Raw genomic sequence first — 17,934 nt, forward strand, 5'->3', positions numbered from 1 at the left:
GAGGCGGCACCGGCCGGACCGGCTCAGGGGCTGCCCGGCCGGGCCTCGGACCTCGCGGGGCCGGCACCCCGGCCGTCAGGCCCGGCGTCGTGCGCGGTAGGCGGCGACGTGCATCCGGTTTCCGCAGGTGCGGCTGTCGCAGTAGACCCGCGAGCGGTTGCGTGACTCGTCCACGAAGACGTGGTCGCAGTCGGGGGCCGAGCAGGTGCGCAGGCGCTCCCACTCGTCCTCGACGAGCAGGTGGGCGAGTGCGACGCCGATGTCGGCCGCGAGGTGGTCGTGGAGCGAGGCGTCCGGCGCGAAGTAGTGGACGTGCAGAGGGTGGCCGTCGTGCTCGGTCAGGCGCGGGGTGATGCGGGTCCCGCTCAGCAGGGTGTTCAGCCGGATGACCGCGGTGGGCTGGTCGGGGGCGGTGAAGACCTTGTGGAAGGACTCGCGCAGCGCGCGCACCTGGGCCAGGTCGGCGGTGTTCAGCTCGCCGATCCCGCTGACCTCCCAGCGTGCCACGAAGTCACCGAGTTTCCGCAGGTCGGTCAGGGTGTCTTCGCCTCCGGTGGAGGGGGAGGTGTTGACCAGGTCGACCGCGGTGGCGAGTGAGTGCACCATGTCATGTCCGAATGGCATGTTGACTCCCGTATAAGCGATTGCAGCGTGAGGGCGCGTACGGCGGCTCGCCGTGTCGGAAGCGTATCTCTCCGGTGAACCTCCGGTGCCTTCTCGTGCGCGGCCGTCGCGGTGGCGTGCCCCGCACTATAAGGCTTTGTATGCAACTATGTCCTGCTATTGCATGATATGTCCGCTAGGTTAAGAATCGCTTTTCTCGCACGCGCGGCCTCCCGGGACGTCCGCTCAGGCGCGGCTCGGCGTGCGCAGCGGTTTGGCGGCGGTGGAGCAGGAGGCGCAGGTCCCGAAGACCTCCACCGTGTGGGTGATCTCGGTGAAACCGTACTCGGAGCCGATGGCCTCGGCCCACCGCTCCACCGCGGGCCCGGCCACCTCCACCGTACGGCCGCACCTGCGGCAGACCAGGTGGTGGTGGTGGTCCCCGCTGGCGCACGCCCGGTACACCGACTCGCCGTCGTCGGTTCTCAGCACGTCGACGTGGCCGGTGTCGGAGAGCGCCTGGAGCGCCCGGTAGACGGTGGTCAGTCCGATCTTTGCGCCTTCCGCGCGCATCTCCGCGTAGACGTCCTGCGCGCTGCGGAAACCCTCGCTCTGCCGGAGGATCGCGTGGACGGCATCACGCCTGTTGCTCATGGGCTGGACTCCTGAGGTCGGCTTCGACGTACGAATCTACCGAGCCCGAGGGCGAGGACGAACCCCACGAGAGCGACGACGACGATGATCGCGCCCGGCGGGACCTCGACGTAGAAGGAGGAGGTCAGGCCACCGACCGTGGAGATCATTCCGAACAGCATGGAGAGAAGCATCGTGCTCACGAACCCCCGGGTGAGCTGCTGACTGGTCGCCACCGGCACCACCATCAACGCGCTCACCAGAAGCAATCCTACGACGCGCATGGCGATGACCACGGTGAGCGCGGCGGTCACGGCGATCAGCAGGCTGAGGAAGCGGACCGGCAGGCCGCCGGCCTTGGCCACCTCCTCGTCCTGGCACAGCACGTAGAGCTCCCGCCCGAAGACGGTCACCACACCGAGCACCGCCACCGCCAGCAGGCCGATCACCCACACGTCCTCGACGGTGACGCTGCTGATCGAGCCGAACAGGTAGGACATCAGCGTGGCGTTGCTGCCACCGGGAGCCAGTGAGATGAGCAGCACGCCTCCGGCGATACCGCCGTAGAACAGCAGCGCGAGCGCCACGTCCCCGCTGGTCCTGCCGCGCGCGCGAACCAGCTCGATCGCCACGGCGCCCAGTATCGAGACCACCACGGCCGTCAGCACCGGGGCGGTTCCCGTCAGGAAGCCCAGGGCCACACCGGTCAGCGCGACGTGCCCGATGCCGTCACCCAGCAGGGCGAGGCGGCGCTGCACCATGAACGTGCCGATGGCGGGGGCGGCCAGGCCGACCAGGAGAGCGGCGATCAGTGCCCGCTGCATGAAGTCGAACCGCAGAAGCTCGATCACGGGATCGGCCTCCAGTCGAGCGGGCTCACGGGCTCCTCCTCGCCGTGCGGGTGCACGTGGTCGTGGCCGGGCAGCGCGTGCGTGCCGACCGCCCGAGGCGGCGGGCCGTCGTGGCACACGTACCCGTCCCTGAGGACCACCGCGCGGGTGATCAGGGGTTCCAGCGGGCCCAGCTCGTGCGCGACCAGCAGGACCGTCTTGCCCTGGTCGACGAGCGTGGACAGGGTCTCCGCGAGGAGCTGCTGGCTCTCGGCGTCGACACCCGCGGTGGGCTCGTCCATGACGAAGGTGTCGGGCTCCCCGGCGAGGGCACGGGCGATCAGCACCCGCTGCTGCTGCCCGCCGGACAGCGCCTGCACCGGGTCGGAGGCGCGGTGTGCCATTCCGACGGCCGCCAGGGCCCTGCCGGTCGCCTCGCGGTCGGCCGCACCGGTCGGACGCAGGCGTCGCTGCCTCGCGATCCTGCCGGAGGCGACGACCTCGCGGATCGTGGTCGGCACGCCCCCGCCCACCGAGAGCCGCTGGGGCACGTAGCCGATCCGCCACCAATCGCGAAACCGGGCGGGGGCTTTGTCGTACAGGAAAGTCTCGCCGCCGGACAGGGGGACGAGGCCGAGCAGGGCGCGGATGAGGGTGGACTTCCCCGATCCGTTCGCACCGAGCACCGCCACCGCCTCACCGGGCTCGACGGACAGGTCGATGCCGCGAAGCACCGGACGGCGGTCCAGGTTGACCTGGCCGCCGTTCATGGTGAAGACCGTTTTGCTGGATGTCACGTGTGACCTTTACGAGCAGCTGAGTGCTTCCTGGAGGACGGAGAGGTTCTGGCGCATGGCGGACAGGTAGTCGCCGTTCGACGGCTGGCTTTCCACCGGGTCGAGGACCGCGGTCTTCGCACCGACCTCCTGGGCGAGAATCTCCGCGACCTTCGGGCTGACGAGGGTTTCGGTGAAAATCGTAGTTATTTTCTCCTGCTTGGCCACTTTTGCCACTTCGGCGAGGCGGGCGGGAGAGGGCTCGGCGTCGGGATCGAGGCCGCTGATACCGATCTGGTGCAGCTTGTAGCGGTCGGCGAGATAGCTGAATGCGGCGTGAGAGGTGACGATCGCGTCCGAGGAACAGGTGGCCAGGCCCTTGGCCAGCTCCTGGTCCAGGGCGGTGAGTTCGGTGACGGTGGCGGCGGCGCGATCCCGGTAGCCCTGCGCGTGCGCGGGATCGGCGGCGGCCAGTCTCTCGCCGAGCTTGGTGGCGACCGTCGCGAAGCGGGCCGGGTCGAGCCAGAGATGGGGGTCGTGGTCGACATCCCCGTGCTCGTGTCCCTCCTCGTCGTGGTGTTCCTCCTCCGCGACCGCGGGAAGGGGGGTGACCGCGGTGGCCGCGTCGAAGGCCCGGTCGGCGGCGTGCTGTTCGACGGCCTCGTCCACCGCGGGCTGGATCCCCTTGATGTAGACGACGAGTCCCGTCTTCTCCAGCCCGCCCACCTGCACCGGGGACAGCTCCAGGTCGTGCGGCTCGACGCCGGGTTTGGTCAGGCCCGTGACGGTCGCGTCGGGGCCGCCCACCCGCTCGGCGAGCCACTGCAGGGGATACATGGCCGCGGTGACGGTGGGCTTCCCGTCCGCGGAATCACTTGAGGCCCCCCCGGGTGAGCCGCTGGCCGGACCGGCTTCCGTGCCGCAGGCGGCGGTGGCGGCGAGGAGGGCGGCGGAGGCAGCCAGGCTGACATTACGTATGCGGATACGTCGGGAGGACTCGGACATCATGCCATCTAGTATGCGCGCAAATGAAAACGATTGTCAAAATCGAGTGCCAAAGAGTCCGCAGAGGGCGCCGATACGTGCTTCGGGGGCGCGGTCGCCGAGTAGGGCGCCGCCGGCGGGGAGGACTCCGTCGCCCAACCCGTTTCCGATCCTGGCGACCCGCGTGTCCGGCACCGGATGACCCGGGTGGCGATGCCGGACGTCGACCGGCCGTAATCGGGCGGCGGGCCGGGGAGGATGCGTGTTGGGGATGCGACGATCTCGATGAGGTGCCGGCCAGGCTCTCCTGAACGCGTTCTGCCGGAGCCTCTGAAAAGACCTTGGGGGCGAAAACCGTGCAGGGGCCTTGGAAGAGCGAAGGCGGTGTCAGAAGACGCCGAAGCGGTCGGCGGCGAGCAGGATCAGGAAGGTGAGCAGCGCGACGCGCAGGAGACGCCCCCCGGCCCCCAGGGACGGCCACGACATGTAGGCGAGCCAGCCGACGAACCCGATCACCGGAAGCACGGCGAGGCCGCCCCAGAAGGACGGCACCGCGAAACCGGCCAGGAGAAGGGCCACCAGGACCACGGGGACGATCCACCGGGGGAGCTGGAACAGGAAGACGAGCGGGGCCGCGCTGTGCCGCTCGACCTCCCGTCGTAGCCCGGTCGCCCCCGGCGTGAAGAACTGCTCACCCGGGGGCAGCGGGCGCCTGCCCTGCCTGGGGCGAGGCTGTGCCAGCGGGTGTGCGGGGCGTTCCTCACGCTTTTCTGCCACGAGCCGAGCCTAACGCCACCACGTCCGCCACGACATGCCCGGATCCCGGATCCCAACCCTCGGAGCCGCCCGGCATGCCCGGACCCCGGACCCGCTCGCCATGCCGGGACCCCGGACCCGATCACCGGAAGTACGGCGAGGCCGCCCCGGCCCCCGGACCCGCCCACCGTCTCCGGACCTCGGATTTCGGAGCCGTTCGTCGTGTCGGCCCCCGGAAGCGTCCGTCGTGCCGGAGACCGGCTCTGGCATGCTGGGCGGATGCTTGCTCTCATCCGCTACTCGGTGCCGCCTGGCCAGACCGAGGAGTTCACGCTCCGGGCCCACGAGATCGTCGACACCCTGGCCGGGCAGCCGGGCTACGTGAGCGGCCGGGTGTCGAGGTCGGTGGACGAGCCGGAGCTGTGGGCGCTGGTCAGCGAGTGGGAGGGCGCGGGCTTCTACCGCAGGGCGCTGGGTGCGGCGCGGATGGCGATGTATCCGCTGATGACACTCATGATCAACGAGCCGAGCGCGTTCGAGGACGTCGAGCGTCCCTGACCTTTCGCCCGGCGTCCAGGGGGGCTTTGCCGCCTCGAAGCGGGCGGCGTGGTTTATCCGCACGTCCCGCTAGCCCGTCTCCCCTAAGCTGGAGGCTCAATCAATTCCTCGCCGACCTCCAGCCGGATGGAGATTTTCCCTTATGGCACGCCGCACCGACATCATGGACACCATCGTCAGCCTCGCCAAACGACGTGGTCTTGTGTATCCCTCCAGCGAGATCTACGGCGGCCTGCGCGCGTCGTGGGACTACGGTCCGCTGGGCGTGGAGCTCAAGAACAACGTGAAGCGGCAGTGGTGGAAGACCGTGGTGCAGGGGCGTGACGACGTGGTCGGCCTCGACTCCTCGGTGATCCTCGCCCGAGAGGTGTGGCAGGCCAGTGGTCACGTGGAGACCTTCACGGATCCGTTGACCGAGTGCCAGTCGTGTCACAAGCGCTATCGGGCCGACCACCTCGAAGAGGCGTACACCGAGAAGCACGGTAAGCAGCCGGCAGGCGGCCTGGCCGACATCGCCTGCCCCAACTGCGGTACCAAGGGCGCCTTCACCTCGCCGAAGCAGTTCAGCGGCCTGCTGAAGACCTACCTCGGCGCGGTCGAGGACGAGTCGGGCCTCGCCTACCTGCGTCCCGAGACCGCCCAGGGCATCTTCATCAACTACCTCAACGTGCAGCAGTCGGCGCGCAGGAAGATCCCGTTCGGCATCGGCCAGATCGGCAAGTCGTTCCGCAACGAGATCACCCCGGGCAACTTCATCTTCCGCACCCGCGAGTTCGAGCAGATGGAGATGGAGTTCTTCGTCAAGCCGGGCAGCGACGAGGAGTGGCACCAGTACTGGATCGACGAGCGCTTCCGCTGGTACACCGATCTGGGTATCAACAAGGACAACCTGCGCATCTACGAGCACCCGCAGGAGAAGCTCTCCCACTACTCCAAGCGGACCGTCGACATCGAGTATCGCTTCAACTTCACCGGCACCGAGTGGGGTGAGCTCGAGGGCGTCGCCAACCGCACCGACTTCGACCTGACCGCGCACAGCAAGGCCTCCGGCACCGACCTGAGCTTCTTCGAGCAGGACACCGGTGAGCGCTACGTCCCGTACGTGATCGAGCCGGCCGCCGGTGTCGACCGCGCCACGCTCACCTTCCTGATCGACGCCTACACCGAGGACGAGGCGCCCAACGCCAAGGGCGTCATGGAGAAGCGCACGGTCATGCGCCTCGACCACCGGCTCGCGCCGGTCAAGGTCGCGGTGCTTCCGCTGTCGCGTAACGCCGACCTGTCGCCCAAGGCCAAGGACCTGGCGGCCCAGCTCCGCCGCCGGTGGAACGTCGAGTTCGACGACGCGGGCGCGATCGGCCGCCGTTACCGCCGCCAGGACGAGATCGGCACGCCGTTCTGCATCACCGTCGACTTCGACACCCTCGACGACCAGGCGGTGACCATCCGCGAGCGCGACTCGATGGCCCAGGAGCGCGTGGCTCTCGACCAGGTCGACTCCTACCTCCGTCAGCACCTCAACGACTAAGGGTCCGCCCTGCCCGACCGGTCACGGCCGGCGACCCCCACCGCGGGGTCGCCGGCCGTTGTCGTTCCCACGCGGGGCGGTTTTCCCCGCGCGGCTTCCCGGTAGGGCTCTCCGGCTGCCCTTCTCCTCCCACTCGTCTCCGAACGGCCCGACCCCGCCCCGCTCGCCTCCGCCCCCGGCGGCTCCCGGCAGAACTTTCCCCCAGGGTGAGCCGGGCGAAAGACGAGATAAAAAGCGGGCTTACGGCGGTTTTCGGGTCCTTTTGATGACATCAGGGTGATCGTTCGTTCAATGAAGGGGGAGAACGATGGCGCACGCATCACCCTGGAAAGCCGTTCCCGGGGTCGTGGCCCTCGCCGGGGTCGTCTTCCTGCTCACGGAAGTGCCGCTCACGCCGACCCGCGGCCCACACACGACGCGGTCGAGTTGCGGCTGCTCGTCGACGACTGCCCCGCCTCGACCTCCGCGACCGCCCCGTGACCGGGTACGCGGAGCACGTGAGGGAGATCCCGTCCGGTATGGACGGCGGAGCGGACAGGGCGTCGGAGAGCACCGTGCTCGGACGGGCGTTGCTCGAGGTGATGGCCGAGCGCCAGGTGAGCATCGGCCGGCCGGTCTCCCGGTAGGTGCTCGATTCAGAGCGGCTGCTTGAGCTCCAGAAGGCCGTGGACGACGTCTTCGTCCACCACGCCCTCGCCGAGTACGCGGTCCGGCTGGTGTACGCGACCCGGGAGCCAGCGCGGTTCGGGCTGGCGGACGTCGCACCGCTGCTGGCCTACGGCGCGAGCCCTCGGGCGACGCTCGGCCTGGTGGCCGCGGCCCGCGCGCTGGCGCTGCTGCGCGGGCGTGACTACGTCCTGCCCGAGGACGTCGCGGGCCTGGCCGGCGACGTGATCGCGCATCGGCTGGTGCCGTCGTTCGACGCGCTGGCCGACGACGTCCCCCCGCGCCGGATCGTGGACCGGGTGGTCATGGCGATCCCGATGCCCAGGATCGCCCCCGGGCAGGGAGAGGCGGCCTGATGCGGCACCGGTCGCCGAGCGGATCATCCGGGGGTGACGGGGTGAGCAAAGGTGGACGAAAGCGGAAGGAAGGAAATGCGAGGGAAGAGAAGCGCGGTATGGCGGTGGCATCCGCGTTTCCGGCCGCGCACGACCTAGGTTCGTACCATGCGACTGCTCGTTGTCGAAGATGAGGAAGATCTGGTCGACGCCCTGCGGGTGGGGCTCGTCCGGGCCGGATACGCGGTCGACGTCGCCTGCGACGTGGCCCAGGCGCGGGAGAAGCTCCAGGTCAACTCGTACGACCTGGTCCTTCTCGACCTCAACCTGCCCGGAGGGGACGGTTTTGAGGTGTGCAGGGCGCTGCGCGGCACCGACCAGGGCCAGGCCGTGCGGATCATCATGGTGACCGCGCGGGACCGGCTGGACGACCGGGGCAGGGGGCTGGGCGAGGGCGCCGACGACTACCTGGTCAAGCCGTTCGCCTTCCCCGAACTCCTGGCCCGGGTCCGCGCGCTGCTGCGTGGGGAGCCCGGCGGCGGCGGGACGGCGATCCTGCAGGTGGGCTCCCTGCGGCTGGACACCTCCCGGGTGGAGGCTCACTCGGCCGGACGCGAGCTGGGACTCACCCCCAAGGAGTTCGGCGTCTTGCACTATCTGATGACCCGTCCCGGGCACGTCGTCTCCGCCGAGGAGCTCTTGGAACATGTCTGGGACGAGCACATCGACCCGTTCACCAACACCGTACGGGTGACGGTGGGAAACCTGCGGCGCAAGCTCGGAGCCGACGCCGTGATCGAGACCGTGGTCAGCAAGGGCTACCGGCTGAGGGAGGACACGTGAGGTTCTCCTTCGTGCAGACGATCCGCTTCCGGCTCACCGTGCTCCACCGAAATGCGGGCCAGTGCTCCGGCCTTCAGGCCTGGGGTGAAGGCCCGCGCGGGAGGGCTTCCAAGGCCCGAGCGTGCTCTAAGCCGGACGGTTCTGCTGTTCGATGTAATGGTGCAGGACGCTGATCGGTGCGTCGCCCACTGACCCGGCGAAGCAGGAGCCAGACCAGAAGCGTCCGCCCCACAGGTATCGGCGGACGTGCGCCTCGTACTCCTTGCGCAGGAGTCGGGCCGAGACGCCCTTGAGGCTGCTGACCAGCTTCGACAGCTGCACCTTGGGCGGGTAGTGCACCAGGAGGTGCACGTGATCGCCCCCGCCGTTGAACTCCTTACAGCGGGCTGGGCCTGGCGATCGTCCGCCAGATCGTGGAGTCGCACGGCGGGCACGTGCGGCTGTTCTCCCGGCTGGGCGAGGGGAGCGTGTTCGTGCTGTGGCTCCCGTCGGGAGAGGGCCCCGCGGAAGGCGATGTCCCCGACCTGAACCCTCTCGCGGAAGTGGGCCTGACGGGTCGCTGAACCGATCGTGAACGGGGTTGAATGCCGGAAAAATTGGTTTATACCAATTGGTATAAACCAATTCTCCGAGTGATCGATATCCTTACGTATTTGGCCGTGATTTGAATTGGATTAGACCGGTGCACGTGCTCTGAGCTGCGATAATGCTGTTTCACATGGTGGGTGCCGTTTCGTTGCCTTGTTCGTCGGTAGAGTCCGGATGGAGGCGGAACCAGACATCGTTCTGAAGTCGCAGAAGGAGCAACCGTGCCGAAGTACGTTTACGACTTCACCGAGGGCAACAAAGATCTCAGGGATCTACTCGGCGGTAAGGGAGCGAACCTCGCCGAGATGACCAACCTCGGGCTGCCGGTTCCCCCCGGCTTCACCATCACCACCGAGGCGTGCCGGAGCTTCCTCGCGAACGGGACCCTTCCCGAAGGGATGCAGGAGGAGGTCTCCGCGCACCTGGCCGCCCTGGAGGCCGCGATGGGCCGCCGCCTCGGCCAGGCCGACGACCCGCTCCTGGTGAGCGTGCGTTCGGGGGCCGCCTTCTCCATGCCCGGCATGATGGAGACCGTTCTCAACATCGGGCTCAACGACGACTCGGTTCACGGACTGGTCAAGCAGGCGGGCGGCAACGAGCGCTTCGCCTGGGACTCCTACCGGCGCCTCATCCAGATGTTCGGCAAGACCGTCCAGGGCATCGACGGCGAACTCTTCGACAGCGCCCTGGAAGAGCTCAAGGACGGCCGCGACGACCTGGAGCTGGAGGCGGCCGACTTCAGGCGCCTGGTCGCGACGTACAAGGAGATCGTCTACGCCAAGACCGGTGAGGACTTCCCCGCCGACCCCCACCTGCAGATGCGCATGGCGGTGGAGGCCGTGTTCGCGTCGTGGAACGCCCCCCGCGCGGTCCTGTACCGCCGCCAGGAACGCATCCCCGCCGACCTGGGAACGGCGGTCAGCGTCTGCTCGATGGTCTTCGGCAACTGCGGCATGGACTCGGGCACCGGGGTGGCCTTCACCCGCGACCCCGGCAGCGGCCAGCAGGGCGTGTACGGCGACTACCTGCAGAACGCCCAGGGCGAGGACGTGGTCGCGGGCATCCGCAACACCATGCGGCTGCAGGAGCTGGAGAGCCTCGACAAGCCCGTCTACGACGAGCTCATGCGGACGATGGAGACGCTGGAGAACCACTACCGCGACCTGTGCGACATCGAGTTCACGGTCGAGCGCGGCAAGCTGTGGATGCTCCAGACCCGCGTGGGCAAGCGGACCCCGGGCGCCGCGTTCCGCATCGCCGTCCAGCTCGTCGACCAGGGCGTCATCGACCTGGACGAGGCCGTGACCCGCGTGACCGGCGAGCAGCTCGCCCAGCTCATGTTCCCCCGCTTCGCCGACGACGCCGGCACCAAGATGATCGCGAGGGGGATGAACGCCTCGCCGGGCGCGGCGGTCGGCAAGGCCGTCTTCTCCACGGCCAGGGCCGTCGAGCTCGCCGGGCGCGGAGAGGCCGTCATCCTGGTCCGCCGCGAGACCAACCCCGACGACCTCGCCGGGATGATCGCCGCCCAGGGCGTGCTGACGAGCCGCGGGGGCAAGACCTCGCACGCCGCCGTGGTCGCGAGGGGCATGGGCAGGACCTGCGTCTGCGGCGCCGAGGAGCTGGAGGTCTCCGCCAGGGACCGCGCGTTCACCACGGCCTCCGGCCTCGTGGTCTCCGAGGGAGAGGTGATCTCCATTGACGGCACCAGCGGGGCCGTCTACCTCGGCGAGGTGCCCGTGGTCCCCTCCCCGGTCGTGGAGTACTTCGAGGGCTCGGGTGACCAGGACGACGAGCTCGTCCGCGCCGTGCACCGGATCATGTCCCACGCCGACGAGGTACGCAGGATGGCCGTACGCGCCAACGCCGACACCGGCGAGGACTCCGCGAGAGCGCGCAGGTTCGGTGCCCAGGGCATCGGCCTCTGCCGCACCGAGCACATGTTCCTCGGCGACCGTCGCGCCCTGGTCGAGGACCTGGTGCTGGCCGTCTCCGACGAGGAGCGCGAGCGGGCGCTGGCCGCGCTGGAGCCGCTGCAGAGGGCGGACTTCACGGAGATCTTCCAGGCGATGGAGGGCATGCCCGTCACGATCCGCCTGATCGACCCGCCGCTGCACGAGTTCCTGCCCGACTACACCGAACTGTCGGTGCGGGTCGCCCTCGCCGGTGACGCGGTGGAGGAGAAGGACCGCAAGCTCCTCGCCGCGCTCAAGCGGCTCCACGAGGAGAACCCGATGCTGGGCCTGCGCGGCGTGCGGCTCGGCCTGGTCATCCCCGGCGTGTTCGCCATGCAGGTCCGGGCGATCGCGGCGGCGGCCAAGGCCGTGCCGGGCAGCCGCCCGGAGATCATGATCCCGCTGGTGGCCGCCGTTCAGGAGCTGGAGCACGTGAGGGACGAGGCGCGGCGGATCCTCGCGGAGGCCGGGGTCGAGGCGCTGATCGGCACGATGATCGAGGTGCCCCGCGCGGCGCTCACCGCCGGGCAGATCGCCGAGGCCGCCGAGTTCTTCTCCTTCGGCACCAACGACCTGACCCAGATGACCTGGGGCTTCTCCCGGGACGACGTCGAGGCGGCCTTCTTCTCCAAGTATCTGGAGCTGGGCGTCTTCGGGGTCTCCCCGTTCGAGACCCTGGACTGCGACGGCGTCGGCAGGCTCGTGGAGATCGCCGTCGAGCAGGGCCGCGCGACCCGTCCCGACCTGAAGCTGGGCATCTGCGGCGAGCACGGCGGCGACCCGGACTCGATCCACTTCTGCCACCAGGCCGGTCTCGACTACGTGTCCTGCTCGCCGTTCCGCATCCCGGTCGCCCGCCTGGAGGCCGCCCGCGCCACCCTGGTGTGCGAGGGCTCCGACACCCGCTGACCCTCGCGGTCGGCACCCTGACTTCGCGGGAAGTCGCCTCCGGCGCCGCCGGGGCGACTCTCCGCGGAGCCGGTCCCCGCGGCCCGTCCCACCCTCACCCGGGGCGGCCGCGGGGACCGGTACACCTCACGCCCGCGCTCCCGGCGGGCGGGAACGGTGGCCGCGTGCCGGTACGCGGGTCGCGCTCCTTCGGGAGCGCTCCTGAAGGAGCGTGCGAACGGGCGGGGAACGGCGGCGCATACCCGATAACCTGGTGTTTTCTCGCCGTTCTGCATAGCAGGGGCCTTTCGCGGATAAAATCAGTGCACTTATGCATGGTTATGACGAGCACGATCAGGTCAGGTGGGTGCCGGAACCACCCGGCAACCCGGAAAGAAGCCCGTTCGAGCGCGATCGGGCGCGGGTGCTGCACAGCGCCGGGCTCCGGCGGCTGGCCGCCAAGACCCAGGTCGTCGGTCCGGGAGAGACTTTCGGCAGCGGCCAGCACATCCCCCGCACCCGGCTTACCCACTCCCTGGAGTGCGCGCAGATCGGCCGTGAGATGGGGGAGACCCTTGGCCGCGACCCGGACCTGGTGGAGACCGCGTGCCTCGCCCACGACCTCGGCCACCCGCCGTTCGGCCACAACGGGGAGACGGCGCTCAACGACCTCGCCGCCGGGTGCGGCGGCTTCGAGGGCAACGCGCAGAGCCTTCGCCTGCTGACCCGGCTGGAGGCGAAGGTCGTCACCGAGGACGGCCGCAGCGCCGGGCTCAACCTCACCAGGGCCTCCCTGGACGCCGCCGTCAAATACCCGTGGACCCGCGAGAAAAGCGCCAAGTACTGCGCCTACGAAGACGACATGCCGGTCTTCGAGTGGATCAGGGAGGGTGCTCCGGAGGGGCGGGTGAGTTTCGAGGCGCAGATCATGGACTGGGCCGACGACGTCGCCTACTCCGTGCACGACCTGGAGGACGCCCTTCACTCCGGCGGCGTGGTGCTGGAGGCGATGCGCGATCCGGCGGAGCGCCGCGAGGTCTGCGCGACCACCCGCGAGTGGTACGCCCCCGACGCCGAGCCAGGCGAGCTGGAGGACCTCTTCCACCGTCTCATCACCCAGCCGCTCTGGCCCCGTCACTTCGACAGCTCGTTCGCCGACCTCGCCGCGATCAAGGGGCTCACCAGCTCGCTCATCGGCCGCTTCTGCAGGTCCGCCGAGGTCGCCACCCGCGAGGCGTACGGACCGGCGGCCGGACGCTACAGCGCCGACCTGATCGTGCCCAGGGCCACCCGTCTGGAGTGCGCGCTGCTCAAAGGGGTCACCGCCCACTACGTGATGAGCAGCGACGCGCACAGCGCCAACCAGGTCAGGCAGCGCGAGCTGATCCACGACCTGGCCCACCACATCATGCTGGGCGCCCCGGGGACCCTGGAGCCCGCCTTCAGGCCCGCCTTCACCAGGGCCACCGGTGACGCCGGACGGCTTCGCGTGGTCGTCGACCAGATCGCCTCGCTCACCGACACCTCCGCGGTCGCCTGGCACCGCGCCCTCGCCGGCCGCTGACCGGGCCCTGGACGTTCCCGGCGCGCACCTTCCGGCGACGGGGACGACGGCCCTTTGTCAGGTGCCGGGTCAGGTGCCGGCCGCGGTGGGTGGGCGAGCCCGCCTTGTCGCGTTCCCGGCGTCAGGTGCCGCCGTTCAACGGGATCTGCACCGGCTCCTGCGACGGCTCCGACCTCTTCTTGGCGGGCTTCTTCGTCGGCGTGGGCCGCGGTTTCGACGCGCACAGGGTGAAGCAGCGGGGAGCCGCCCCGGTCTGGTTCATCACGGCGAGCATCTCCTCCCTGGGGGAGAGCGTGGGATTGCCCTTCAGCCAGGCGTCCAGGTAGTCCCAGGGCTTGACCATGCCCCGGCGTACCCACCACATCGAGGACGAGGTCTTCCAGGAGATCGCGAAGTAGAGGTTGCTCGCGGTCGAGCGGGCGTTGCCCGAGTTGCCGACCTGGCCCAGGACCTGACCGGCTCTGACGCGCAGTCCCGGCCTCACCTCCTGGGCGATCTTGTCCAGGTGGCCGCCGAGGTAGCGGACGCCGTCGTCGCCGATCACCGTGACGAACCGGCCCTCACGGTCGGCGCCGCGATCGGTGGAGGGTTTCCACCGGTTCTTGGTGTTGACCTCGTCGACCACGCCGTTCACCGGGGAGACGAACGAGCAGCCCTTGCCCGCCCAGATCGTGGTCTTGGGCAGAACCAGCAGCCTGCTCTCGTAGGTGACCGAGCAGCCCTTCACCGGGAAGACGTAGGTGTGGTCGGAAACCTTCGGCGGCGGGACCTGCACCGGGGAGTCGGCCTTGGGGCGGTCGACGGCCGTGGGAGGAGGAGCGGAGGTGGGAGTCGCCTGGGGCATGGTCGCGGTGACCGACGAGGCCGGCGCCCCGGCCGCGGACTCCGCTCCGGGGGTCGGGGCCGCCGTACCGATACCTGCCACCCCGCCTGGCGGCGCACAGGCCGCGGTGACGAGCGCCGCGCCGGTCACGGCGGCCAATCGCGCTATATGCCCCGATCGCATGATCTCCACCCGCGTACATTATCGAGAATCCGCCTTTACCTTTGTAACCGACGTCCTGGTTGGTCAGGACCAATTCGGGAAAGTCATCGTTCCTCCTGTCCCTCCCGTCTCGGTGGTACCCCTGGCCTGCCGGAAGATCGGAGCGGGAGCGGGCCCGGCTCCTCGCCCCGATCTGTCGGGAGGCCGGACTAGACTCGCGGCGTGGCAAGCCGGATCAGTGATGAGGACATCGCACTCGTACGGGAGCGCTCGCCGATCGCCGACATCGTGGGTGAGCACATCCAGCTCCGCAACGCCGGCGGCGGCAACCTGAAGGGGCTCTGTCCCTTTCACGAGGAGAAGAGCCCGTCCTTCAACGTGACCCCCACCCGGGGTTACTGGTACTGCTTCGGTTGCGCCGAGGGCGGTGACGTCATCACCTTCGTCCGGCGCCTGGAGCACCTGTCGTTCGGCGAGGCGGTCGAGCGGCTTGCCAACCGGGCGGGCGTCCAGCTCCGCTACGAGCAGGGCGGCTACGTCCCCGGACGCGAGCAGGGGGAGCGCATCCGCCTGATCGAGGCGCACCGGGCGGCGGCCGAGTTCTACGTCTCGAAGCTCTCGGCCCCCGATGCCGCGATCGGGCGCAGGTTCCTGTCGGAGCGCGGGTTCGAGCGAGTCGACGCCGAGCGTTTCGGCGTCGGATACGCCCCCGCCGAATGGGAGGCCCTCTCACGGCACCTGATGGCGAAGGGCTTCACCACCGCGGAGCTGATCAAGGGCGGGCTGGCGAAGGAGGGGCGGCGCGGCCCGATCGACCGCTTCAGGGGACGGCTGGTCTGGCCCATCCGCGACATAACCGGAGACGTCATCGGTTTCGGCGCACGGAAACTGAACGATGCCGAAGACGGGCCGAAATACCTGAACACCCCGGAAAGCCCGCTCTACAAGAAAAGCGAGGTCCTCTACGGGGTCGACCTGGCCAAGCGCGAGATCTCCAAGCGCTCCCAGGCCGTGATCGTCGAGGGCTACACCGACGTGATGGCCTGTCACCTGTCGGGCGTGCCGACGGCGGTGGCCACCTGCGGCACCGCGTTCGGCGAGGAGCACATCAAGGTGCTCCGGCGGCTGCTGCTCGACCAGTCGGGGTCGCGCGGTGAGGTGATCTTCACTTTCGACGGTGACGCGGCCGGCCAGAAGGCGGCCCTGCGCGCCTTCGCCGACGAGCAGAAGTTCGTCACCCAGACCTTCGTCGCCGTGCAGGCCGACGGCCTCGACCCCTGCGACCTGCGAGTCAGGCAGGGCGACGCGGCCGTGCGCGACCTGATCGCCGGGCGCGAGCCGCTGTTCGCCTTCGCCATCCGCAGCGTGATCTCGCGCTACGACGGGAGCACCAACGAGGGGCGGCTCTCCGCCCTCGACGCCGCCGCCCCGATCGTGGCCGGCATCAAGGACAGGTCCCTGCGCCGGCTGTACGCCGTCGACCTCGACCGGTGGCTGGGCTTCAACAACGAACAGTTCGTCCTCGACCGGATCACCGAGGTCTCCGCGGCGGCCCAGCCGCGCGCCCAGCGCCCCGCGGGACCCCGCAAGGTCGCCGACCTCACCGACCCCGGCGTCAGGACCGAGGCGGAGGTGCTGCGGCTGGCCGTGCAGCGTCCCGCGCTGCTCGGCCCCGGCTTCGAGGCGCTGGGGGCGGAGGCGTTCACGCTCGCCGAGCACACGGCCCTCTACCGGCTGATCGTCGACTCCGGCGGCACCGCCGTGGCGGGGCAGGGCGGACGCGAGTGGGTCGACCTGCTGCTGCGCGGGGCCGAAGACTCCCTGCGCGGGGTCGTCACCCGGTTCGCCGTCGAGGAGCTGCGGGCCGACCTGGCGAGCGAGGAGCGCTACGCCTCGGCGATGCTGGCGGCCCTGGAACTCGTCTCGGTGACGCGGGCCATCGAGCGGCTCAAGTCGAGGATGGAGCGGACGAACCCGGTCGACGAGCAGCAGGAGTACAACCGGTTGTTCGGAGAGCTGGTCGCGCTGGAGCACCAGCGGCGCGTGCTCAGGGAGCGCGCGGCCGGGAGCTGACGGCCGGGAGCTGACGGCCGGGAGCTGACGGCCGGGAGCTGACGGCCGGGAGCTGACGGCATAAATGGCATTAATATCCGCACGCCGATTACACCAAACCCGAATAAGGTCTCGATCCGATAATGATCGCCGCCTTACCTTCGGTGACAAAAATAGGTCTGCCATTTAGGGGACCCAATACAGCAGACTGTCTCCCGTGGGTGCATCGGTGCTGCCAAGTGGGCCGCCATCGGTAGACCAGGTGGCCGACCTCGTCACGAAGGGAAGAGAGCGCGGAAGCGTCACGGTCGATGACGTGGCCGCCGCTCTCGACAAATCCGAGTTGCCGTCCGACGCGCTCGAACGCGTCGTCCGGATGCTCGCCGAGAACGGAGTGGAGGTTCTTGAGCCCCAGGGCGATGAGGAACCCGCCCGGGCCGATGAGGAGGATGTCGGAAAAAGAGCCCCGACCAGCGATCTTGTCCGTATATACCTGCGGGAGATCGGTCGCGTCCCCCTGCTCACGGCAGAGGAGGAGGTGGAGCTCGCCAAGTCCATCGAGGCGGGCCTGTTCGCCGAGGACAAACTGACCAGCGCCGTCTCACGTATGGTCTTCCCGGAGTTCAAGGAGCTCGCCTGGCAGGGCACGCGGGCCAAGCAGCGGCTGATCGAGGCCAATCTGCGGCTGGTCGTGTCAATCGCCAAAAGATATGTGGGACGCGGGATGCTGTTCCTGGATCTCATCCAGGAGGGCAACCTCGGGCTCATCCGGGCGGTCGAGAAATTCGACTACACCAAGGGCTACAAGTTCTCCACATACGCCACCTGGTGGATTCGCCAGGCGATCACCAGGGCCATCGCGGACCAGGCGCGCACCATTCGGATTCCGGTGCACATGGTCGAGACGATCAACAAGCTGGTGCGGGTCCAGCGCCAGCTTCACCAGGATCTCGGCCGTGAGCCCGCGCCGGAGGAGATCGCCCTGGAGATGGACCTGCCGATCGACCGGGTGATCGAGATCCAGCGGATCGCCCAGGAGCCGGTCTCGCTCCAGTCGCCGATCGGCGAGGAGGACTCCGACCTCGGAGACTTCATCGAGGACGCCGACGCGGTCGTGCCGATGGAGGCCGCGGCCTTCATCATGCTGCAGGACCAGCTCGACGACATCCTCGCGACCCTCTCCGATCGTGAGCAGCGCATCATCCAGCTGCGCTTCGGGCTCGCGGACGGACATCCCCGGACCCTGGAGGAGGTCGGCAGGGAGTTCGGCGTGACGCGCGAGCGCATCCGGCAGATCGAGTCGAAGACCCTCGCCAAGCTCAGGCACCCGACGAGGGCGCAGACGCTTCGCGACTACCTCGACTGAGGAGCCACACGGCGCGGGCCCCGG

The 17,934-nt window shown here is 69.1% G+C and carries 17 protein-coding genes and 1 pseudogene; 10 read left to right on the plus strand and 8 right to left on the minus strand.

Annotated features, from left to right (window positions below):
- Nucleotides 1–75: 75 nt before the first annotated feature.
- The 6 genes from ACIBH4_RS27055 to ACIBH4_RS27080 form a co-directional block, all read right to left on the minus strand.
- Nucleotides 76–624: a CGNR zinc finger domain-containing protein gene (locus ACIBH4_RS27055; RefSeq protein ID WP_362501548.1), complete on the minus strand. Its 549-nt coding sequence runs from the start codon at nucleotides 622–624 to the stop codon at nucleotides 76–78.
- A 225-nt stretch (nucleotides 625–849) separates the two neighbouring features.
- Entirely contained in the window at nucleotides 850–1,257 is a 408-nt protein-coding gene (locus ACIBH4_RS27060; protein WP_362501550.1) for a transcriptional repressor, read from the minus strand.
- Nucleotides 1,254–2,087, minus strand: a complete 834-nt coding sequence (locus ACIBH4_RS27065) for a metal ABC transporter permease (RefSeq protein WP_362501552.1) — start codon at nucleotides 2,085–2,087, stop codon at nucleotides 1,254–1,256. The genes ACIBH4_RS27060 and ACIBH4_RS27065 overlap by 4 nt, the downstream gene beginning before the upstream one ends.
- Complete coding sequence (locus tag ACIBH4_RS27070; RefSeq protein ID WP_362502223.1) at nucleotides 2,084–2,836, minus strand: metal ABC transporter ATP-binding protein; 753 nt, start codon at nucleotides 2,834–2,836, stop codon at nucleotides 2,084–2,086. Before ACIBH4_RS27070 ends, ACIBH4_RS27065 begins: the two co-directional genes overlap by 4 nt.
- Nucleotides 2,837–2,872: 36 nt before the next feature.
- Nucleotides 2,873–3,679: a metal ABC transporter substrate-binding protein gene (locus ACIBH4_RS27075; RefSeq protein WP_362501554.1), complete on the minus strand. Its 807-nt coding sequence runs from the start codon at nucleotides 3,677–3,679 to the stop codon at nucleotides 2,873–2,875.
- 534 nt (nucleotides 3,680–4,213) lie between these two features.
- Entirely contained in the window at nucleotides 4,214–4,603 is a 390-nt protein-coding gene (locus tag ACIBH4_RS27080; protein ID WP_362501556.1) for a DUF6703 family protein, read from the minus strand.
- A gap of 258 nt (nucleotides 4,604–4,861) precedes the next feature.
- On the opposite strand from ACIBH4_RS27080, the gene ACIBH4_RS27085 reads away from it, so the two are divergent.
- The 5 genes from ACIBH4_RS27085 (at nucleotide 4,862) to ACIBH4_RS27105 (ending at nucleotide 8,512) form a co-directional block, all read left to right on the plus strand.
- Entirely contained in the window at nucleotides 4,862–5,140 is a 279-nt protein-coding gene (locus ACIBH4_RS27085) for an antibiotic biosynthesis monooxygenase family protein (RefSeq protein ID WP_350944492.1), read from the plus strand.
- A gap of 142 nt (nucleotides 5,141–5,282) precedes the next feature.
- Nucleotides 5,283–6,668 (plus strand): glycine--tRNA ligase, encoded by a 1,386-nt coding sequence (locus tag ACIBH4_RS27090; RefSeq protein ID WP_362501558.1) that lies wholly within the window; start codon nucleotides 5,283–5,285, stop codon nucleotides 6,666–6,668.
- 497 nt (nucleotides 6,669–7,165) lie between these two features.
- Complete coding sequence (locus tag ACIBH4_RS27095) at nucleotides 7,166–7,294, plus strand: hypothetical protein (RefSeq protein ID WP_362501562.1); 129 nt, start codon at nucleotides 7,166–7,168, stop codon at nucleotides 7,292–7,294.
- A complete protein-coding gene (locus ACIBH4_RS27100) occupies nucleotides 7,295–7,690 on the plus strand; it encodes a hypothetical protein (protein ID WP_362501564.1) in 396 nt (131 codons plus the stop codon).
- A gap of 147 nt (nucleotides 7,691–7,837) precedes the next feature.
- Nucleotides 7,838–8,512, plus strand: coding sequence for a response regulator transcription factor (locus ACIBH4_RS27105; protein ID WP_362768238.1), 675 nt, complete (start codon nucleotides 7,838–7,840; stop codon nucleotides 8,510–8,512).
- Between the two features lie 126 nt (nucleotides 8,513–8,638).
- On the opposite strand, the pseudogene tnpA reads toward ACIBH4_RS27105, so the two are convergent.
- Nucleotides 8,639–8,899 (minus strand): annotated as a pseudogene (gene tnpA, locus ACIBH4_RS27110) (IS200/IS605 family transposase); the annotation flags it as partial.
- 26 nt (nucleotides 8,900–8,925) lie between these two features.
- Between tnpA and ACIBH4_RS27115 the strand changes: the two are divergent.
- The 3 genes from ACIBH4_RS27115 to ACIBH4_RS27125 all read left to right on the plus strand — a co-directional run bounded on the left by ACIBH4_RS27115 (nucleotide 8,926) and on the right by ACIBH4_RS27125 (nucleotide 13,507).
- Nucleotides 8,926–9,075, plus strand: a complete 150-nt coding sequence (locus ACIBH4_RS27115; protein ID WP_362501568.1) for a hypothetical protein — start codon at nucleotides 8,926–8,928, stop codon at nucleotides 9,073–9,075.
- Nucleotides 9,076–9,321: 246 nt separating this feature from the next.
- A complete protein-coding gene (ppdK, locus tag ACIBH4_RS27120; RefSeq protein WP_362501570.1) occupies nucleotides 9,322–11,964 on the plus strand; it encodes a pyruvate, phosphate dikinase in 2,643 nt (880 codons plus the stop codon).
- 310 nt (nucleotides 11,965–12,274) lie between these two features.
- On the plus strand, nucleotides 12,275–13,507 hold the full coding sequence (locus ACIBH4_RS27125) for a deoxyguanosinetriphosphate triphosphohydrolase (RefSeq protein ID WP_362501572.1): 1,233 nt from the start codon (nucleotides 12,275–12,277) through the stop codon (nucleotides 13,505–13,507).
- 121 nt (nucleotides 13,508–13,628) lie between these two features.
- Here ACIBH4_RS27125 and ACIBH4_RS27130 read toward each other — a convergent pair whose 3' ends face one another.
- Nucleotides 13,629–14,513 (minus strand): peptidoglycan DD-metalloendopeptidase family protein, encoded by an 885-nt coding sequence (locus ACIBH4_RS27130; protein WP_362502225.1) that lies wholly within the window; start codon nucleotides 14,511–14,513, stop codon nucleotides 13,629–13,631.
- A 201-nt stretch (nucleotides 14,514–14,714) separates the two neighbouring features.
- Between ACIBH4_RS27130 and dnaG the strand changes: the two genes are divergently transcribed.
- Entirely contained in the window at nucleotides 14,715–16,565 is a 1,851-nt protein-coding gene (dnaG, locus tag ACIBH4_RS27135; protein ID WP_362501574.1) for a DNA primase, read from the plus strand.
- Nucleotides 16,566–16,773: 208 nt separating this feature from the next.
- On the plus strand, nucleotides 16,774–17,910 hold the full coding sequence (gene rpoD, locus ACIBH4_RS27140) for an RNA polymerase sigma factor RpoD (protein ID WP_362502227.1): 1,137 nt from the start codon (nucleotides 16,774–16,776) through the stop codon (nucleotides 17,908–17,910).
- Nucleotides 17,911–17,934 lie beyond the last annotated feature (24 nt).

Source organism: Streptosporangium sp. NPDC050284 (assembly GCF_044459525.1).
GTDB lineage: Bacteria > Actinomycetota > Actinomycetes > Streptosporangiales > Streptosporangiaceae > Streptosporangium.